General features: G+C 55.8%; 19 protein-coding genes. 5 read left to right on the forward strand and 14 right to left on the reverse strand.

Annotated features, from left to right (window positions below; all coding sequences use genetic code 11):
* Positions 1–59 precede the first annotated feature (59 nt).
* On the forward strand, positions 60–302 hold the full coding sequence (locus B9Z42_RS00080) for a DUF2442 domain-containing protein (protein WP_100131308.1): 243 nt from the start codon (positions 60–62) through the stop codon (positions 300–302).
* Between the two features lie 270 nt (positions 303–572).
* Here B9Z42_RS00080 and B9Z42_RS00085 read toward each other — a convergent pair whose 3' ends face one another.
* Entirely contained in the window at positions 573–827 is a 255-nt protein-coding gene (locus B9Z42_RS00085; protein WP_100131309.1) for a helix-turn-helix domain-containing protein, read from the reverse strand.
* 97 nt (positions 828–924) lie between these two features.
* Between B9Z42_RS00085 and B9Z42_RS00090 the strand changes: the two genes are divergently transcribed.
* On the forward strand, positions 925–1,317 hold the full coding sequence (locus tag B9Z42_RS00090; RefSeq protein WP_100131310.1) for a DUF4189 domain-containing protein: 393 nt from the start codon (positions 925–927) through the stop codon (positions 1,315–1,317).
* Positions 1,318–1,338: 21 nt separating this feature from the next.
* On the opposite strand, the gene murB is transcribed toward B9Z42_RS00090, so the two are convergent.
* Positions 1,339–2,403: a UDP-N-acetylmuramate dehydrogenase gene (murB, locus tag B9Z42_RS00095; RefSeq protein WP_100131311.1), complete on the reverse strand. Its 1,065-nt coding sequence runs from the start codon at positions 2,401–2,403 to the stop codon at positions 1,339–1,341.
* Positions 2,404–2,442: 39 nt separating this feature from the next.
* On the opposite strand from murB, the gene B9Z42_RS00100 reads away from it, so the two are divergent.
* Positions 2,443–2,928, forward strand: coding sequence for a YajQ family cyclic di-GMP-binding protein (locus tag B9Z42_RS00100; RefSeq protein WP_100131312.1), 486 nt, complete (start codon positions 2,443–2,445; stop codon positions 2,926–2,928).
* A gap of 82 nt (positions 2,929–3,010) precedes the next feature.
* Here the strand turns inward: B9Z42_RS00100 and B9Z42_RS00105 are convergent, their stop codons facing one another.
* From B9Z42_RS00105 to B9Z42_RS00120, 4 genes are read right to left on the reverse strand one after another with little or no spacing between them, the layout of a single operon-like run.
* The gene (locus B9Z42_RS00105; protein WP_100131313.1) at positions 3,011–4,153 is read right to left on the reverse strand and encodes a BMP family ABC transporter substrate-binding protein; all 1,143 of its coding nucleotides are present in this window, start codon (positions 4,151–4,153) and stop codon (positions 3,011–3,013) included.
* A gap of 40 nt (positions 4,154–4,193) precedes the next feature.
* The gene (locus B9Z42_RS00110) at positions 4,194–5,114 is read right to left on the reverse strand and encodes an ABC transporter permease (RefSeq protein WP_100131314.1); all 921 of its coding nucleotides are present in this window, start codon (positions 5,112–5,114) and stop codon (positions 4,194–4,196) included.
* A complete protein-coding gene (locus tag B9Z42_RS00115) occupies positions 5,114–6,202 on the reverse strand; it encodes an ABC transporter permease (protein ID WP_100131315.1) in 1,089 nt (362 codons plus the stop codon). Before B9Z42_RS00115 ends, B9Z42_RS00110 begins: the two co-directional genes overlap by 1 nt.
* Positions 6,189–7,745 (reverse strand): ABC transporter ATP-binding protein, encoded by a 1,557-nt coding sequence (locus tag B9Z42_RS00120; protein WP_100131316.1) that lies wholly within the window; start codon positions 7,743–7,745, stop codon positions 6,189–6,191. The genes B9Z42_RS00115 and B9Z42_RS00120 overlap by 14 nt, the downstream gene beginning before the upstream one ends.
* 106 nt (positions 7,746–7,851) lie before the next feature.
* Here B9Z42_RS00120 and B9Z42_RS00125 point away from each other — a divergent pair, with 106 nt between their 5' ends.
* On the forward strand, positions 7,852–8,280 hold the full coding sequence (locus B9Z42_RS00125; protein ID WP_100131781.1) for a thioesterase family protein: 429 nt from the start codon (positions 7,852–7,854) through the stop codon (positions 8,278–8,280).
* Here the strand turns inward: B9Z42_RS00125 and B9Z42_RS00130 are convergent.
* The 3 genes from B9Z42_RS00130 to B9Z42_RS00140 are packed head-to-tail and all read right to left on the reverse strand — an operon-like array spanning position 8,277 to position 11,672.
* Positions 8,277–9,575, reverse strand: a complete 1,299-nt coding sequence (locus tag B9Z42_RS00130) for a glycerate kinase (RefSeq protein WP_233203469.1) — start codon at positions 9,573–9,575, stop codon at positions 8,277–8,279. The genes B9Z42_RS00125 and B9Z42_RS00130 overlap by 4 nt on opposite strands.
* A gap of 49 nt (positions 9,576–9,624) precedes the next feature.
* Positions 9,625–10,584: a tripartite tricarboxylate transporter substrate binding protein gene (locus B9Z42_RS00135; RefSeq protein WP_100131318.1), complete on the reverse strand. Its 960-nt coding sequence runs from the start codon at positions 10,582–10,584 to the stop codon at positions 9,625–9,627.
* A gap of 23 nt (positions 10,585–10,607) precedes the next feature.
* Complete coding sequence (locus B9Z42_RS00140; protein WP_100131319.1) at positions 10,608–11,672, reverse strand: tartrate dehydrogenase; 1,065 nt, start codon at positions 11,670–11,672, stop codon at positions 10,608–10,610.
* Between the two features lie 101 nt (positions 11,673–11,773).
* On the opposite strand from B9Z42_RS00140, the gene B9Z42_RS00145 reads away from it, so the two are divergent.
* Positions 11,774–13,201 carry an 8-oxoguanine deaminase gene (locus B9Z42_RS00145; protein WP_100131320.1) on the forward strand — a complete coding sequence of 476 codons (1,428 nt, stop codon included), beginning with the start codon at positions 11,774–11,776 and terminating at the stop codon, positions 13,199–13,201.
* 40 nt (positions 13,202–13,241) lie between these two features.
* Here the strand turns inward: B9Z42_RS00145 and B9Z42_RS00150 are convergent, their stop codons facing one another.
* Genes B9Z42_RS00150 through B9Z42_RS00170 form a run of 5 tightly spaced genes read right to left on the reverse strand, consistent with a single transcriptional unit; the run spans position 13,242 to position 18,618 of the window.
* The gene (locus tag B9Z42_RS00150) at positions 13,242–14,219 is read right to left on the reverse strand and encodes a tripartite tricarboxylate transporter substrate binding protein (protein ID WP_100131321.1); all 978 of its coding nucleotides are present in this window, start codon (positions 14,217–14,219) and stop codon (positions 13,242–13,244) included.
* A 36-nt stretch (positions 14,220–14,255) separates the two neighbouring features.
* Positions 14,256–15,803 carry a bifunctional 3-(3-hydroxy-phenyl)propionate/3-hydroxycinnamic acid hydroxylase gene (locus B9Z42_RS00155; RefSeq protein ID WP_100131322.1) on the reverse strand — a complete coding sequence of 516 codons (1,548 nt, stop codon included), beginning with the start codon at positions 15,801–15,803 and terminating at the stop codon, positions 14,256–14,258.
* Between the two features lie 2 nt (positions 15,804–15,805).
* Entirely contained in the window at positions 15,806–16,669 is an 864-nt protein-coding gene (locus tag B9Z42_RS00160) for a fumarylacetoacetate hydrolase family protein (RefSeq protein ID WP_100131323.1), read from the reverse strand.
* Between the two features lie 23 nt (positions 16,670–16,692).
* On the reverse strand, positions 16,693–17,595 hold the full coding sequence (locus B9Z42_RS00165) for a VOC family protein (protein WP_100131324.1): 903 nt from the start codon (positions 17,593–17,595) through the stop codon (positions 16,693–16,695).
* Between the two features lie 3 nt (positions 17,596–17,598).
* Positions 17,599–18,618: an amidohydrolase family protein gene (locus B9Z42_RS00170; protein WP_100131325.1), complete on the reverse strand. Its 1,020-nt coding sequence runs from the start codon at positions 18,616–18,618 to the stop codon at positions 17,599–17,601.
* Positions 18,619–18,675 lie beyond the last annotated feature (57 nt).

An 18,675-nucleotide genomic window follows, 5' to 3' on the forward strand; every position in this document is an offset into this window, starting at 1 on the left:
AAGCGACCTTTGGAGGTCGCTTTTTGTTGTCTTGTCACGTTGCGCTGAGGAGTAAGACCATGCATGACTTATTGGATGTGACCGTGGTCAAGCCCATGCAAGACCATTGGCTGGCTTTGTCTTTTGAAAACGGTGAAAACCGTTTGCTCGATGTCAAACCACTTTTGAGCAAAAAACCATTTGAGCCATTGCAACAATGGCATGTTTTTGAACAAGCTTATGTGTTTGCCGGCACAGTGAACTGGCCCGGCAACATCGACATTGCGCCAGAAACCTTGTACGAGCGATCTGTGGCTGCTTAAAAACGGCTAATCTGGTTGGACGAAGGCGCGGACATGATCAAGATCAAAGGTGGGTTTAAGAAGTAAGCGACTTCTTTATTCCATTGGAAAAGCGACCTTTTGGGGTCGCTTTTTTGTTGCTCGTTCGCATAAGCCGCATGACGGTGTGCGCTGCGACGCGAATGTCCTCCGGCTTCGGCCTAGGGCCGTTAACCTCCCCCTTGACTTCGCTTTGCAGCGCACATCGCCATGCGGCTTCTTAGAGTGTGGGGAAGGAGGAAAACCTCAAAATTACTGCGGGGGCTTTAACAGCGACCAGGGTGTTAACCCTAACGCTAGGGCAAAGCGCTCGATATTGGATAACGACACATTCCAGCGTGCGCGCTCTACGGCGGACACATACGTCCGGTCTAACTCACACTCCAAAGCCAAATCCTCTTGTGACCACCCTTTAGTCACTCTCGCCACACGAATGTTGTAAGCCAAAACCTCCCGCAAGTTATCACATGCAGGCAGTTTCTTAGGCAATGAAGGCTTGGCAGACATGTGCCAAATATGATTTCTTGTATAGTTTGCATCTACGGAGTTTGCTTCTCAAATGAAAGAACGGCTCTAAATTAAACAATTACTAATCAGGATCTAAATGCACAAAACAATGATGCTGAGTCTCTTTGCAATCACATTAGCTTTAACCGCTTGCGGAGGAGGAGGAGGCAGCGAAATAACCCCTATCTATGGGGCTATTGCCGTCAATAGCACGAGGGCAGATGCTGGAATAGCGACAGGGTTTCCCAGTCAAAATGATGCTGATTTCCGTGCAATCCAAGATTGTGGAAACACGCAAGCATGCACCATTGTCAAAAGGTTTAACGAAGCTAGACAGTGCGCCGTTCTTGCATTCAGTGTGAACGGTTCCGGGGGAATCGTTGCATATGGCGTTGAGGCTAATAAATCTGCGGCAGAAACAAGTGCTTTACGCAATTGCGTTTCACAAGGGGGGAATTATTGTGAGCTGTGGAAATACGCCTGCCAATAACACCTTAATAAACTCAAAGCCTTAAACCACAACCGGCTCTGGTTCTAGACGAATGCCGAAGCGCTCATACACACTGGTTTGAATGGCTTTGGCCAAGGTCATGACTTCGCCGCCTGTGCAAGGATTGTCGCGACCGCCTTTGTTGACCAAGACCAAGGCTTGTTTTTCGTAGACGGCTGCGTTGCCCACGGTTTTGCCTTTCCAGCCACAGGCGTCAATCAGCCAACCGGCGGCGAGTTTGATGCGACCGTCATCTAAGGCGTAATGCACTACTTTCGGCTCGCGGGCAATGATGTCGTCACACTGGTCTTGGGTGACGGTGGGGTTTTTGAAGAAGCTGCCGGCGTTGCCAATAACCGCTGGGTCCGGGAGCTTGGCTTTGCGTATGGCACAGACCCAATCAAAGATTTGCATGGCGGTGGGCTGGCTGATGCCGGTCTCGGTCATTTTCCGCTCGAGGTCGAGATAGCCCAAGACGGGTTTCCAATCTTTACGCAGCAAGAAGCGCACGCGGGTGATGAGGGCTCTGCCAGCCAGCCCTAGGCCTCTGCTTTCACCTTCACGGCCGCTGCTCTCGTGCTTGAACACCGAGTCTCGGTAGCCAAAGCCGCATTGCGCAGCGTTGAGGGTAAAAGTCTGGCCGGTGGTCAGGTCGATGGCGTCTAAGGACTCAAACCGGTCTTGCAACTCCACGCCATAGGCACCAATGTTTTGCACGGGCGAGGCACCGACGCAACCAGGAATGAGGGCCATGTTCTCTAGGCCGGGCCAGCCGTTGTCCAAGGTCCAACGCACCACGTCGTGCCAGTTTTCACCGGCTGCAGCTTCAACCACCCAGGCTTTATCAGTCTCTTCGACCAAGCGCATGCCTTTGAGTTCAACCTTGAGCACCAAGGGTTTGACGTCCCCGGTCAGCACCATGTTGCTTCCACCGCCCAGCACCAGCTTAGGCCTGTCGCGCAACGCCGGGTCGGCAATGACAGCCTGCACATCGGCTTCGGATTGCAAGCGCACCAACTGAAGCGCCTTGGCGACGATGCCAAACGTGTTGTGTGCTTGGAGGGGGAAATTGAGCTCAACTAACATAGGACAATTGTCTCACCCTGATTTAGAAAGCTCACGCCCATGCCCTCTTTTGACACCGTACTCGAGCCCAATTTGGTAGAAGTTAAAAATGCCGTTGAAAACACGGCCAAAGAAATCGCCACGCGATTCGACTTCAAAGGCACGTCTGCCGCCGTTGAACTGAAAGACAAAGAAATCACCATGTTTGGCGACGCCGACTTTCAGCTGGTGCAAGTCGAAGACGTGCTGCGCAACAAACTAACCAAGCGCGAGGTTGACGTGCGCTTTCTCGACAAAGGCGATGTGCAAAAAATGGGCGGCGACAAGGTCAAACAAGTCATCAAAATCCGCAACGGCATTGAAACCGAAGTGTCGAAAAAGATTCAACGCCACATCAAAGACAGCAAAATCAAAGTGCAAGCCGCCATCCAAGGCGATGCCGTGCGCGTGAGCGGCACCAAGCGCGACGACCTGCAAGCGGCCATGGCGTTGATCCGCAAAGAGATGACGGACCTGCCGCTGTCTTTTAACAACTTTCGCGATTAAAACAAGGCCCAAGCAAGGCTTTGCTGTTTGAAAAAGCAAAAAACCACCCGAAGGTGGTTTTTCGCAAACGGTTGACACCGTTTTATTTGGCGCCCGGCACTTTGCCTTCCACGCCTTTGACATAGAAGTTCACGCCGCTCAAGAACTTGTCGTCAGCAACTTCACCAGCCTTCAACACTTCTTTGCCAGCGTTGTCAATGAGTGGGCCTTTCCAGATGGCGAAAGTGCCCGCCTTCAAGCCGGCTTTGACTTCTTCCACTTTGGCTTTGGTGTCAGCAGGAACGTCTTCGGCGATCGACACGATATCAATCGCGCCGTCTTTCACGCCTGACCATGTGTTGCCCGTGCTGGTCCACTTGCCTTCCAAGGCTGCGCGGGTGGCATTGATGTAGTAAGGCGTCCAGTTGATCACAGCAGAGGCCAAGTGGGCTTTGGGGCCGTAAGCGGTCATGTCGGAGTCCCAACCGAAGGCGCGCTTGCCTTTGTCTTGGGCTGTTTTCAACACAGCGGGCGAGTCGGTGTTTTGGAACAACACGTCAGCGCCGCCGTTGATCAACGAGGTAGCGGCTTCTGTTTCTTTCGGTGGGTTGAACCACTCGTTGACCCACACCACTTTGGTTTTGACTTTGGGGTTGCTGGACTGAGCGCCCAAGGTGAAGCTGTTGATGTTGCGAATGACTTCTGGAATTGGTATGGAAGCCACCACGCCCAAGGTGTTGCTCTGGGTCATCTTGCCCGCGATCACGCCAGCCATGTACGCGCCCTCGTAGGTGCGGCTGTCGTAGGTGCGCATGTTGGGGGCTTGTTTGTAGCCTGTGGCGTGCTCGAACTTCACGTCGGGGGTGTCAGCCGCCACTTTGAGCATGGGTTCCATGTAACCAAAGGTGGTACCAAACACCAGCTTGTTGCCTTGGCCCACCATGTCGCGAATCACGCGCTCTGCGTCAGCCGATTCGGGCACGTTTTCAACGAAGGATGTTGAAATTTTGTCGCCAAACTCTTTTTCCAAGGCTTTGCGTGCGTTGTCGTGTGCAAACGTCCAACCGCCGTCGCCCACAGGGCCGACGTAGGCAAATGCAATTTTCAAAGGCTCAGGCTTGGCCGCAGCAGCGGGGGCTTCAGCAGGCTTGACTTCTTCTTTTTTGCCACAGCCGACCAGCACAGCAGCCGCCACAGCGCTCAAAGCGGCAACGTGCATCCAACGACGTTTGAACATGTCTGTCATGAAATTTCCTTTGAAAAAAACATTAAAAAAAGCGAACGAATTATGAGCCAGGGAAAAAAGGTTTGCCCATGGAGGCCGGCATATTGACCCGCAACCAACGCGGATTGCTTGAAATCAAAGCCAACACCACGATCGTGGCGAGGTAAGGCAACATGCTCAGGAACTGGCTGGGCACATCCACACCCGACGCCTGCAAATGAAACTGCAACATGGTCACCCCACCAAACAGGTAAGCACCCAACAACACGCGTGCCGGGCGCCAAGTGGCGAAGGTGGTGAGGGCCAAAGCGATCCAGCCTTTGCCGGCGATCATGCCCTCCACCCACAACGGTGTGTAAATGATGGAGATGTAAGCCCCAGCCAAACCACACAGAGCGCCACCGGCCACAACCGCCAACAAGCGGATGCGACGCACCGGGTAACCCAAGGCATGCGCCGACTCTGGCGACTCGCCCACCGCACGCAACACCAAGCCCGCGCGGGTGCGGTAGAGAAAGTAAATCAAGGCGAGGGTCAGCGCAATCGCGCCATAGACCAGCGGGTGGTGCTTGAACAAAGCAGGGCCCACAAAAGGCAGATCGGCCAACACGGGCACTTCAAACTGCATGCGCTCGGGCAGTTTGGCCTGCACAAAGCTAACGCCCACAAAGGCAGAAAAGCCGCCGCCAAACAAACTCAAAGCCAAGCCCGTGGCGTATTGGTTGGTGTTCATCCAAATGACCAACACACCAAACAAGGCTGCCATCAACGCCCCTGCGCCCATGCCAGCCAACAGCCCCAGCACATCGCTGCCCGTGGTGGCTACCGTGGCAAAGCCCGCAATGGCGGCGCACAGCATCATGCCCTCGGCCCCTAAATTGACGATGCCGGCTTTCTCATTGATCAACAGGCCCAATGACGCCAGCGCCAAAACCGTGCCCGCATTCATGGTGGCTGCCCACAACAGTGCGTAGGTTTCCATCACAGTGCTCCTTCTGAACGCGAACTTGACGCGCTAGACACCCAGCGCACTCGGTATTGCATCAAGGTGTCGCACGCCAACAGCGTGAACAACAACAAGCCTTGAAACACACCGGTCATTGAACGTGGCAAGCCCAACCGTGATTGCGCCAGCTCCCCGCCGATATAAAACATACTCATCAATAAAGCTGACAAGACCATGCCCACCGGATGCAAGCGGCCAACAAACGCCACGATGATGGCGGCAAAGCCATAGCCCGCAGGCACAAACGGCGTGAGTTGGCGCAACGGCCCGGCCACCTCTAAGCCGCCTGCCAATCCTGCTGCCGCACCCGAAGTCAAGAGCGCCACCCACAGCGCCTTGCGTGACGAGAAGCCCGCATAGCGAGCCGCCGCAGGGGCCAAACCACCCACTTGCTGCGCAAACCCCGCTCGGGTGCGAAACAAAAACACCCACAGCACAGCAGCACCCGCCAACGCCAACAACACACCCACGTTCACGCGCGTGCCTGTGATGAGTTTGGGAATTTGGGTGATGGCATCAAAGGTTTTGGTTTGCGGAAAGTTGTAGCCCAGAGGGTCTTTCCAAGGGCCGTAGACCAAGTAGTTCAGCGCCATCACAGCGACATACACCAACATCAGGCTGACCAAAATCTCGCTGGCATTGAAGCGGTCACGCAGGACCGCGGTGATGCTGGCCCACACCATGCCGCCCACCACACCTGCCAACAAAATCAACACCCAAAAGCCACTGCCCGTGTTGGCGTCGGCCATCAAGGCCACACCTGAGGCAAACACCGCGCCCATCACAAACTGGCCTTCGGCACCGATGTTCCAGACGTTGGAGCGAAAGCACACAGCGAGCCCCAAGGCAATCAGCAACAAAGGTGTCGCTTTGACCATCAGCTCAGACAAGGCATACACGCTTTTGATGGGCTCCCAAAAGAACACGCCCAAACCGCGCACGGGGTCTTTGCCCAAGGCCATGAAGAGTCCGATGCCCAAGATCACGGTGATGGCCAAGGCGAGCAGCGGTGAGGCGTAGCGCCAAAACGTAGACGGCTGCGCACGGGGTTCAAGACGCAGCATGGGCCACCTCCTGTTGTGTAGCCGCAGGTGTTTTCCACAAGCCACTCATCCAAGCGCCAAGGCGTGACACGCTGGCTTCTTCACGGCTCAGCGCAGGCGACAACTCGCCATGCGCGATCACATGCAAACGGTCTGACAGTTCTAACAATTCGTCCAACTCCTCACTCACCACCAACACAGCACAACCTGTATCACGCAGCGCCAACAAGGCGGCGCGAATTTGTGCGGCAGCACCCACATCCACACCCCACGTGGGTTGCGACACGATCAACAGCTTCGGAGCCGCTTCGATCTCCCGCCCCATCAAAAACTTTTGCAAATTACCACCCGAGAGCGAACGCGCCGCCGCATCTGGGCCACCGGCTTTGACTTGGTAGCGCGCAATGATGGCCTCGGCCTGTGCCTGCAAGGTCTTCAAGTTCAGCCAACCCAGCGCTTTGAGCCAGCCGGTGCTGGCCACCGCTTCGTGACGGGTGAGCAAGAGGTTTTGCGCCAAACTCAGGCTGGGCACGGCGCCCCGCCCCAGGCGTTCTTCAGGCACGAAGTGCAGACCGTGGGCACGGCGCTCCGTAGGCCCCCAGCTGCCCATCGCCTGACCCAACAGCTCAAGACTTTGGTGCGGGGCACGCCGGTCTTCACCCGACAAGGCAAACAGCAACTCTCGCTGGCCGTTGCCCGACACACCGGCAATGCCCACCACCTCACCGGCGCGCACTTGCAAGTTAAGGCCTTTCAGGTCCACGCCAAACGGATCGTCCGCCGTCAAACGCAAATCGCGCACGGTCAACACCTCTGCGCCAGGCTGATGTGTGCGCACGTTCAATTCAGGCGGCAAGCTGCCAATCATGAGTTGGCTCAGCGAGGCATTGGTTTCTTGGCGCGGGTCGCACACCCCCGTCACGCGGCCCGCACGCATCACCGTGCACGCGGTGCACAGGGCACGAATTTCGTGCAACTTGTGGCTGATGTACAAAATGCTGCGCCCTTCCGACGCGAGTTGGCGCAGCACCACAAACAGCTTCTCAACGGCCTGTGGCGTGAGCACCGAGGTGGGCTCGTCCAAGATCAACAGTTGTGGGTTGGTCAACAAAGCTCGGATGATTTCGACCCGCTGCATCTCCCCCACGCTCAAGGTGTGTACCAAACGCTGCGGATCAATGTCCAAACCATATTGCGAGGCGGTGTCGGTGATGCGCTGGGTGACATCGGCGAGGCTCAATGACTTGTCCAGCCCCAGCCACAAGTTTTCTGCCACGCTGAGCGTGTCGAACAAGCTGAAGTGCTGAAACACCATGCTGATACCCAAACGGCGAGCTTCTTGCGGGTTGCGAATGTGCACCGTTTCGCCGTTGAAACGCATGTCACCGGCATCGGGTTTCACCGCGCCATAGATGATCTTCATCAACGTCGACTTACCGGCCCCGTTTTCGCCCAACACGGCGTGAATTTCGCCAGGTTGCACTGTCAAACTGACGGCATCGTTGGCCACCACTGCGGGGTAGCGCTTGGTGATTTGACTCAGCGACAAACGGGGACTAGACATGGCAAAACATCGAAATTCCAGAAGAACATGAGGTTAACAGCACGCAAGCACCTTGCCCCTGTGGCCAAGCCCCAGACAAACCCCGTAAATGCCAGACAATTCGCGCATGAGCAAAACCATTGTTTACCCACAAAAAGTCGAATTTGGCGACTGCGATCCCGCGCGTATCGTCTGGTTCCCCAACTTCTTTCGCTGGATTGACGCGGCCTCGCGGCACTTCTTTGTGCAGTGCGGTGTGCCGTCTTGGCACGAAACCGAGCAAACCTTGGGCGTGATCGGTACGCCGCTGGTCGACACGCATGCACGATTTGTCAAAACCGCCAGTTATGGCGATTTGCTGGAAATTCACACCAGCATCACCGAATGGCGCAAAAAGAGCTTCGTGATGCACTACGAAATTCGCCGTGGCGACGACTTGATCATGGCGTGCGACGAGGTGCGCATCTTTGCCGCACACCGCGAAGGTGCCAACGCTTCACAGCCGGGCATCCGTGCGGTGGCCATTCCGCCATCGATTCGCAGCCTGTGCGATTAAAGCACCAGCATCGCCCGAAAGTCGTTGACGTTGGTGTGCGTGGGGCCAGTGATGACCAAGTCGCCCACCGCGCTGAAAAAACCGTAGGCATCGTTACGGTCTAAGCAGTTGGCAGGTTTCACGCCTTGCGCCTCGGCACGGGCCAAGGTGTCAGGCGACACGGCGGCACCGGCGTTGTCTTCGATGCCGTCAATGCCATCGGTGTCCGCCGCGATGGCCCACACGCCCGCTTGCGCTTGAAGTGCGACAGCCAGCCCCAAACAAAACTCGCCAGCGCGCCCGCCACGGCCCTTAAGAGTTCCCTCTGTCTGTTTGCGAATAGTCACCGTAGTTTCGCCGCCACTCAAAATGACACACGGTTTTTGAAACGGGCCTTTGCCATGCGCCGCAGCGCGGGCCAAAGCGGCATGTACTTTGCCCACTTCGCGGGACTCGCCTTCGAGTTCATCGCTCAAGACATACGCATTTAAACCCGCGGCGCGGGCCAAATCAGCGGCTGCGTCGAGCGACTGCTGAGGTGTGGCGATCAAGTGAACCGGCTGCTTATCCCACTGCGCGCTGGGCTTGGGCGTTTCTAGAGCGCCCGCATTCAACGCCGCTTCAATCGCGGCAGGCACCTCAATTTTGTAACGCTGCAAAATCGCCCACGCATCGGCACAGGTCGTGCGATCGGCCACCGTGGGGCCGCTCGCAATGACCGAAGGGTCGTCGCCTGGCACGTCGCTGATGGTGAGCGTCACCACTTGCGCGGGTGCACAAGCCGCGGCCAAACGACCGCCTTTGATGCGCGACAAATGTTTGCGCACACAGTTCATCTCACCAATGTTGGCGCCACTGTTGAGCAAGTCGCGGTTGATGCGTTGCTTGTCTTCCAGCGTCAGGCCCTCGGCGGGCAAGGTCAACAAGGCAGAGCCGCCGCCTGAGATCAAAAACAGCACCAAGTCGTCTTCGGTCAAGCCTTGGGTCAATTCCAAAATGCGTTCGGCAGCTGCTAAGCCTGCGGCATCGGGCACGGGGTGCGAAGCTTCGACCACCTCAATGCGCTCAGGCAGGCTAGCAGGACGTGGCGGAATGTGGTGATAACGCGTGACCACCAAACCCGACAGCGGTTTGTCGGCAGGCCACAAATCCTCAACGGCTTGCGCCATGGCACCACCCGCTTTACCAGCGCCCAAGACGAGCGTTCGGCCTTTCGGAGGCTTAGGCAAATACGCAGCCGTGTTGTGTAGCGGCAAGGCGCGCAGCACAGCTGCGTCGTACAGCTGACGTAAAAAAACCTGCGGCTGTGCAAGCACAGCTGCAGGCGACTGAAAAACAAGGGGAGTCGAAGAAGTCAGAAAAAGCTCACTTTTTGCCGAGACCCAAACGCGCGGCGCCTTCGGTGTAGAGCTGGGTGCGTTCTTTCATGAAGGCATCCATTTGGTCCACACCGACGTTGACCAATTCAAAGCCGTTTTTGGCTGCGAGTTCTTTCATTTCGGGGTCGTTGTTGAGATTGGCCCACAGCTCAGACAAACGTTTGCGCTGCTCAGGCGTGGACGATTTTGGCACGCCAATGCCGCGATAGGCACCGTCCACCCAGTTCACGCCCAACTCTTTGAACGTGGGCACTTCAGGCATCAGCGGATGACGCTGTTCCATGGCCACAGCCAACGGGCGCACACGCGTTTTGTTGTTGATGGCAAACGGCGTGTAGGTAATGGCGCCATCGACTTGGCTGCCCAACACGGCGGTGGTCATATCACCCGTGCCTTTGAAAGGGATGTAGATGGTTTTGACGTTGAAAGCAGCATTTAAACGTTCGTGTGCGGCGTGGTTGGCCGAGTTCAAGCCCGAACCGCCCAATGAGAATTTACCGGGCTCTTTTTTGACCGCAGCTAAAAACTCGGCAAAGGTTTTGATCGGACTAGCCACCGGCACCACCAAGATGTCGGGGGTGTAGTGGAACCAGTACACCGGCGTGACATCGGCCGTCTTGTATTGCACTTGACCTTCGATGGGCTGGAACACGATGTGCGGCAGGTTGATGCCCACCACGTTCACGCCATCAGCGGGCAAGGTGTTCATCTGCGTCCACATCAAGGCACCGCCTGCACCGGCTTTGTACTGCACCACGGTGTCAATGGCTGCGCATTTCTTTTTTAGCACTGCTTGCTGGTGACGGGCCGACAAGTCAGACTCACCGCCGGGTGGGAAGGCCTGCCAATACTGCACGTTTTTATCAGGGCACGGCTGAGCAAAAGCTGCTGCGGTGAACAGCGCGGACGCTGCGGCAAACGCTTTAAAAGTTAAATGGATGCGCATGGTTTTGTCTCCTTTTTTATGAATTAAGCCATCAAGGCGCACACAGCTTGGGTGACTTGCTCGGTGGTGGCTTTGCCGCCCAAATCGCCCGTGTGCAACGCGGGATTGGCCGTCACTTGCTCGATGGCATGCATCATTTTTTGTGCGGCCTCGAACTCGCCCAAATGCTCCAAGAGCATGACACAACTCCAGAAAGTTCCTACAGGGTTTGCCAGTCCTTTGCCCATGATGTCGAAGGCCGAACCGTGGATGGGCTCGAACATGCTGGGGTAACGGCGCTCGGGGTCGATGTTGCCGGTGGGGGCGATGCCTAAGCTGCCGGCCAAGGCAGCGGCCAAGTCACTCAAGATGTCCGCGTGCAAGTTGGTGGCCACGAGCGTGTCCAGCGTGGCGGGACGATTGACCATGCGGGCCGTGGCCGCGTCGACCAGTTCTTTGTCCCATTTGACGTCGGGGAACTCTTGGCTGATTTGCACGGCGATTTCGTCCCACATCACCATGGCATGGCGCTGCGCGTTGGACTTGGTGACCACGGTCAACAGTTTGCGGGGGCGCGATTGGGCCAGCTTGAAGGCGTAGCGCATGATGCGCTCCACGCCCGCGCGGGTCATCATCGACACGTCGGTGGCCACTTCAATGGGATGACCTTGGTGCGCACGGCCACCCACGCCAGAGTACTCGCCCTCGGAGTTTTCACGCACGATGACCCAATCGAGGTCTTTGGCGGTGCAGCGCTTCAGCGGCGCGTCAATGCCGGGCAAGATGCGCGTGGGGCGCACGTTGGCGTATTGGTCAAAGCCTTGGCAAATCTTCAGGCGCAAGCCCCACAGGGTGATGTGGTCGGGAATGTGCGGATCGCCCGCAGAGCCAAACAAAATGGCGTCCATGGGGCGCAAAGCGTCCAGCCCGTCTTTGGGCATCATCTCGCCATGGGCGCGGTACCAATCGCCGCCCCAGCCAAAGCTGGTGAACTCAAAGTTGAAATCTTTACGGGCAGCGGCTAAGGCCTGCAGCACTTGCTGGCCAGCGGGCACCACTTCTTTGCCAATGCCGTCACCGGGGATGCACGCGATTTTGTAGGTCTTCATGGGATCTCTCTAGTAAATAACAAAGGCACTTTAAGGGTTTCGCCCAAACCCACAAGCACACAGAGTTAAAGTGGCGACAGTCGATTTCACCCTGCCGCTCCATGACCACCCTGCTCATCCACCGCGCCCGCTGCATCGCTACGCAAGACGATGCCAACACCGAACTCAACGACGCCTCGCTCCTGCTGAAGGATGGCCGCATTGAACGCATCATTCCTGCTGGAGAAAACATCGATGAACTACTGGAGCAAGTGGATGAGGTGATCGACGCCCGCCGCCACGTGGTGGTGCCGGGCCTGATCAACACCCACCACCACATGGTGCAAAGCCTCACGCGTGCTGTGCCGCAGGTGCAAAACGCCGAGCTGTTCAGCTGGCTCAAAGGGCTGTACCCCATTTGGGCGGGCCTCACACCCGAAATGGTGCGGGTGTCAAACCAAGTGGCCATGGCCGAGCTGCTGCTGAGCGGCTGCACCACCAGCAGCGACCACCTGTACATCTACCCCAACGGCGTGCGACTGGACGACAGCATTGAAGCCGCGCACACCATTGGCATGCGCTTTACGGCCACACGCGGCAGCATGAGCGTGGGCGAAAGCCAAGGCGGCCTGCCGCCCGACCGCGTGGTGGAAAAAGAAGCCTTCATCCTCAAAGAAACCCAACGCCTGATTGAGACCTATCACGACGCCAGCTTTGGCGCGATGACGCATGTGGCCGTGGCCCCCTGCTCGCCCTTTAGTGTGAGCCAAGACCTCATGCGCGAAGCCGCCAAACTGGCCCGCGCTCACGGCGTGCGCCTGCACACGCACTTGGCCGAAAACGACCATGACATTGCGTACACGAAAGAGAAATTCAACTGCACGCCTGCGCAATACGCCGAAGACCTAGGCTGGGTGGGCCACGACGTGTGGCACGCCCACTGCGTGAAGCTGGACGAAGAAGGCACGTATTTGTTTTCCCGCACGCGCACCGGCATTGCCCACTGCCCGTGCAGCAATATGCGATTGGCCAGCGGCATCTTGCCCCTGCGCAAAATGCTTGACGCCGGTGTGCCCATTGGTTTGGGCGTAGACGGTAGCGCCAGCAACGACGGAGCCCACTTGCTGAACGAAGCCCGCCAAGCCATGCTGCTGGCACGCGTGGGTCGCGCGCTGGAAGCACCGCGTGTTGACAACGGACGCACCGTGTTTGGCTGCGACTTAGGCCCCGGCGAAATGACACCCCGCGACGCCCTGCGCCTAGCCACTCGCGGCGGTGCAGAAGTGCTGGGCCGCGCCCACGAGCTGGGGCAAATCAAAGAGGGTTACTGCGCTGACATTGCGATGTTTCGCACCGACACGCTGAACATGGCGGGCGGCGCGGTGCACGACCCCATCGGTGCGCTGCTGCTGTGTGCGAGTGACAACGCAGACTACGTCGTTGTGAATGGCCGCGTGGTGATACGCAAGGGTGAAATAGCAACGGTCGACATGGGACCGTTGATTGAGAGGCATAACCAGCTGGCGATGCAGTTGGCTTTAGGGGCTTGAAAAAAAGTCTCTGCACGCAGAGACTTTTTGGAGGGGTTGGCTATTCAGGCAAGACGCCAATCTCTTTCGTCACTTCGGTCCATCGGGCGAGTTCTGAGGCTAGAAATTTTTTCACATCTTCTTCTGACATGCTGGCGTCTGCCAAGGGGCCGATGTTGGCAATGCGACCTGCCAACTCTTTGTCAGCCAACGCCAAGTTCACTTCTTGGTTGAACTTGGTGATAACTTGCTGTGGGGTTCCTTTTGGCGCAACGATGGCAAACCAACCCACCATGTCAAAGTTGCCAAGCTTTTCTGAAAGCGCAGGCACGTTCTCCCAACCCGGCACACGTTTGGCTGCCGTAGTGGCAATGACCCGCAACTTGCCTTGCTTGGCCAATTGCGCGGTGGATGCCAAATCTGCCACCATCGCATCCACATGGCCGCCCATCAAGTTCTGAGAACCGACACCCACGTTCGCATAAGGGACCAAATTCGCAGCGGCTTTTGCACGTGAATTGAACAACCGAGCAATCATGCCGCTGAAAGTCCGAGGGCCTTCATTGCCAATCGAAAACTGTCCGTTAGATGCCTTTGATTTCGCAATCAACTCATCAATGGTTTGAATCGGAGAGTTCACGTCCACCAAAATTGCAAATGGGCTTCGCGCTACAAAAGCCACCGGCATGAATTCTTTTTGCGGGTCATAGGCCAGCTGCTTGAACAACAGCGTGTTGGTGATCAGTGCTGCTGTGGTGGCAAAGTAAAAGGTGTAGCCATCAGGGCTTGAACGTGCGGCGGCTTGAGCCCCAATCACGTTTTGACCACCGGGTTTGTTGTCAATCACAATGGGCTGGGTCAACGATTTGGCGAGTCGGTCCCCCAACAATCTGGCCACGTTATCTGGCCCCGAACCTGCAGGTTGTGACAAGACAAACTTGATGGGTTTATCAGGCCAAGTGTTGGTTTGTGCCCATGCGCCAGAACTTGCAACAGAGGCGGCTGCCACCATCGTTTGAATAAATTGTCTGCGTTCCATTTTTGTCTCCTGATAATTTTTTATGAATGAATAACCTTAGACCAACTTCAAGGCTTGCAGCTGAGTGGTGACATCCAGAGCCGTTTGACACACCCCATAGATGTAGTGATCAGGTCGAACGATTGCCGCCTGAATTTGATGCTTTTCAAACCACTGGCGCAACACACCTTCTGCCTCTGTCAGCGCTGAAGAACCCAGCTTCAGAGATAACAATCCTGGCAAGTGGTGGTGCTGTGCGGCTTGAAGAAAATCGTCTCCAACTTCCGCACTGAACACTATCTTCCACCCTGCTGGATAAACATCATCCATGCGAACTTGAGTGCCATCAGATTGAACCAATAAGGGCTGAGGAAAAATTGAACCACGCGCGGGATGCGCCACAGCCCCAAGCAGACCTGCAGACAAAGCGGGCTGAACATCCTGCCGAGGCATGGGGGTCACAACACCGCCGCAGTCTGCTAACAATTTCGCATCACGTGCACGCGCTTTTGTAACGTCACGCTCGGTGATGATTTGCCCGATGCCTTTAATGCGCGTTGTCAACTCGATCACATGGGCTTTGCGTTCCAAACCATACGAATCCAGCAAAGATTCAGAGGCCTCGTTTTTCAACACCGCTTCCAAGCGCCAGCAAAGATTGACCGCATCGCGGACCCCTTGGCACATGCCTTGCCCCAAGAACGGTGGTTGCTGGTGCGCGGCATCACCCGCCACAAACACACGACCTTTGCGCCACTGGCTTGCCACAAGCGCATGAAAACGGTAACTGGCTTGACGCCACAGCGTGCCATCTTGCTGGGTCAACCAAGGCGCCAACAATTTCCAAGTGCCTTCCGGTGTGGCGACTTCTTTGGGGTCCTCGCCCTCATTGATAGAAATTTCCCAGCGCCTGTGATGGCCAGGCCCGATCACATAAGTCGATGGACGTTCTGGGTTGCAATACTGAACACTGGTCTTTGGCAACTTGGCAAGACCATGCGCATTCACCATCACATCCACCACCAGCCAAGGTTCGTCAAAACCCAGATCCTCAAGCGCAATGCCCACCAAGGAGCGCACCGAACTACTGGCACCATCACAGCCAATCACGTATTTGGCTTTCACCTGCGATGTGTGCCCATCTTCACTTTTGAAACTCAAGGTTGCCAGGTCGATGTCCTGCGTCAAATCCACCAACGTCCATCCCAGAGCCACCGTCACCGAGGCATGTGACTCTGCATAGTCACGCAAAATTTTCTCAACGGGAGGCTGTGAAAACACAACGGAAGGCGTGTGTGACAACGGATAGGGCGCTGCCACCGTCGACATTTGCTTGATGACTTGCCCGTCGACCCCATAAAAGACGGAATCTGAAAAGGGCTCGAGAAATGGTTTGATTTTTTTGCCAATGCCCATGTGCTGAAACACGCGAGAGATTTCATGATCTAACGCAATGGCTCTGGGCTTGTCGTACACATCGGGCGATTTGTCACACACAAAGGTGCGAATGCCCTTTTTCCCGAGTAATCCTGCAGCAATAGCACCTGTTGGACCAAAACCCACAATCGCTACATCGTAGGCATCTTGATTGGCGACTGTGCTCATACTTAGGCGATCTCGCTTTGAATTTTGTTGCGCAACAACCCAATGTGTTCGATTTCAATTTCCACTGTGTCGCCACTTTTCATCCACACAGGTGGCGTACGTGCTTGTCCCACACCAGCAGGCGTGCCCATGATGATGAGGTCGCCAGGTTCCAGTGTCATGCACTCTGTCAACAGCTTGATGGTCTCAGCGACGCCCCAAATCATGTCACGGGTATTCGCATCCTGCATGACCTGACCATTCAAGCGGGCTTGAATTTTCAAACCCGCCGCACCGGGTGGCAATTCATCGGCAGTCACCAGCACAGGGCCAAAGCCACCTGTTTGGTCAAAGTTTTTGCCAATCGTCCACTGCGGTGTTCTCTTTTGATAATCGCGCACCGAAATGTCGTTGAAGCAGCTGTACCCAAACACACAATCCAATGCGTTGTCCATCGTGGCGTGTTTCACGGTTTTACCAATGACAACCGCCAACTCTGCCTCATAGTCCAAACGCTCAGACACTTTAGGAAGAATGGCATCGGCGTTGGGAGCCAACAACGAAGAAGCTGAACGCAAAAAGAACCATGGGTACTCAGGCTTATCACGCCCCCCCTCTTTGGCATGGTCAAAGTAATTCAAGCCCAAGCAGATGATTTTTCCAGGCTCCGGCAAGATGGGCGAGAGTTGCAAACTCGACATCGGTAATCGCTCTGATGTGGAGGTCAACGCATTTTTCGCGGCTGCGGCCAAGTCAACGCCGGACTTCAATGCCAATCGCAAATCGGCATTGACTTGCGGTTGACACTGGTTCAGATCAATGACTTGATCACCATCGATCAAACCTAAGCGATCTTGACCATTTTTGTGAAACGTTGTGAACTTCATGATGACTCCGTAGAAACTAATTTTTAAGAAACAAAAAGAACCGCTTTTTGCGCATCTTTCAACCGGGGGCTTGGCGGCGGAGATATTCCCCATTGATCCACACGACCAGGTGGCCAAGTCCAATCACTCGGTTGACCCGCTTGGTAGCTGTCGTCAATTTGCTCGACCTCTGCGGTGTACTCAACCACCACGTCAAAGGGACCGACAAAATAGTTGAACGCGTTGTCTCCTGGGCCATGTCGGCCAGGTCCCCACTCAATGCCGTACCCCGCGTCACGCATGCGCCCACCACCACGCATGACGGAGTCCACGTCAGGCATCAAAAAAGCAATGTGATTCAGCGCATCGTTGTCTGTATCCCCTAAGGCAATGCTGTGGTGGTCGCTGTTGCAGCGCATAAAGGCCATGATGCGTGTTCGGTCTGACAGTGAAAAGTCGAGAACTGTCTCGATGAAGCCGCGTGTTGATTCGACATCATGGCTGTTCAAAACTGCGTGCGCCAGACGAATGGGTTGGTCACGCGCCTCATGCGCATCGGCATGTAAGTCATCGCCGTGCACCAACTGAAACACGCGACCATCGGGGTCAGCCACCGTGACGCCAACGCCGCCTCCAGGCTCGTTCAGCTCAGTAACAGGTTTCAGCACTTTGCCACCGGCCGCCAGAGCGGCGCTGGCAACGACATCCAAAGTTGACCGACTGCGGGCTCGCAGGGTGACACAACGAATTTTTGCGGGACCTTCTGCTTGATGAAGGGCCAGCAGATGATGATCTGCGCCCGTACCTCTGAAGTAAATGGCACCCTCACTGCGAGCAGCAATTTGCAAATGCCAAACGGTTGTGAAGAATTTTTCGGCAACAGCCAAGTCAGGGACATTCAGTGCCACGCTACGCAAAGCGCTCACGCGGGAAGAAGCATGGGTCATGTACTACTCCGAAATTTTTGGTTCAATGCCAAGAAATCTTCTTGCATTGGCATGGGTTAGTTGTTGAATGACTGTGTCATCCAAGCCAGCGTTTTGAATGCGCTCAACGGGATGTTTGTCGTGAAAGTTGAAGGGGTAATCCGTCCCAATCATGAGCTGCGACGCACCAAAAGTCTGCACAAGATGCGCCAGTGTGTACGGATCAAACACCAGTGTGTCGTAATAGAGCTCACGGGCTTGCTCCGTTGGCGAGCGATGCACGCTGTTTTTGAGCGCGGGAAAGACAGACATGGCCTGCTGCAGGCGAGGCAACAACATCGCCAACGCTCCACCTCCGTGACTGAATGCCAAGCGCAGCTTGGGATAACGTTGCATCAAGTTGCCGGTCAACACCGACGCTGCGGCCAATCCGACATCTGTGGGGTAGGCCAACACTTGTTGCAGGGGCGCAGGCCCCACCAAGCGGTCCATGCCTGTCGGCCTTAATGCATGAACAAAAACAGGCATATCCAACGCCTGGCAGGCCTCAAAAAATGGATCGAATTTTGGGTCACCCATCACCACACCATTGATGTTGCTGCCTATCTCAACACCACGCAGCCCTAAAACGTGTTTGATGTGGTGCAGCTCTTGGATGGCAAGCGTTATGTCTTGCAAAGGCACAGCCCCCATGCCCACCAACTGCCCTGCTGACTCATGCACCATGGTCGCAATTTGTTCGTTCAAAAAACGCACCAATTGCGCGCCGTCTGAGGGGGACAACCAGTAAGACAACAACTCTGGCATGGGAGAAATGGCCTGCAGCTCTAAACCCATCTCTTGAAAATCAGCCAAGCGACGAGAAGTTGTCCAACACTTGTCTGAGACGGTTCTGTAATTCTTCCCATCAATCATCACGTGACGATGGCAGGCATCTGCGGGAGCCATGGATGGCCATCCAGAGGGAGTTAGGCCTCCGAGATATTTCGGAAACTCACCTGGAATGACGTGTGCATGCACGTCCACACCGCAAGCGCATGGCATGTCTCGTCTCCAATGTTTTCATGCCAACCGGACTGGCAAGTTAATTTGTTCGAAGGA

Source organism: Limnohabitans sp. B9-3, from assembly GCF_002778325.1.
Classification (GTDB): domain Bacteria; phylum Pseudomonadota; class Gammaproteobacteria; order Burkholderiales; family Burkholderiaceae_C; genus Limnohabitans; species Limnohabitans kasalickyi.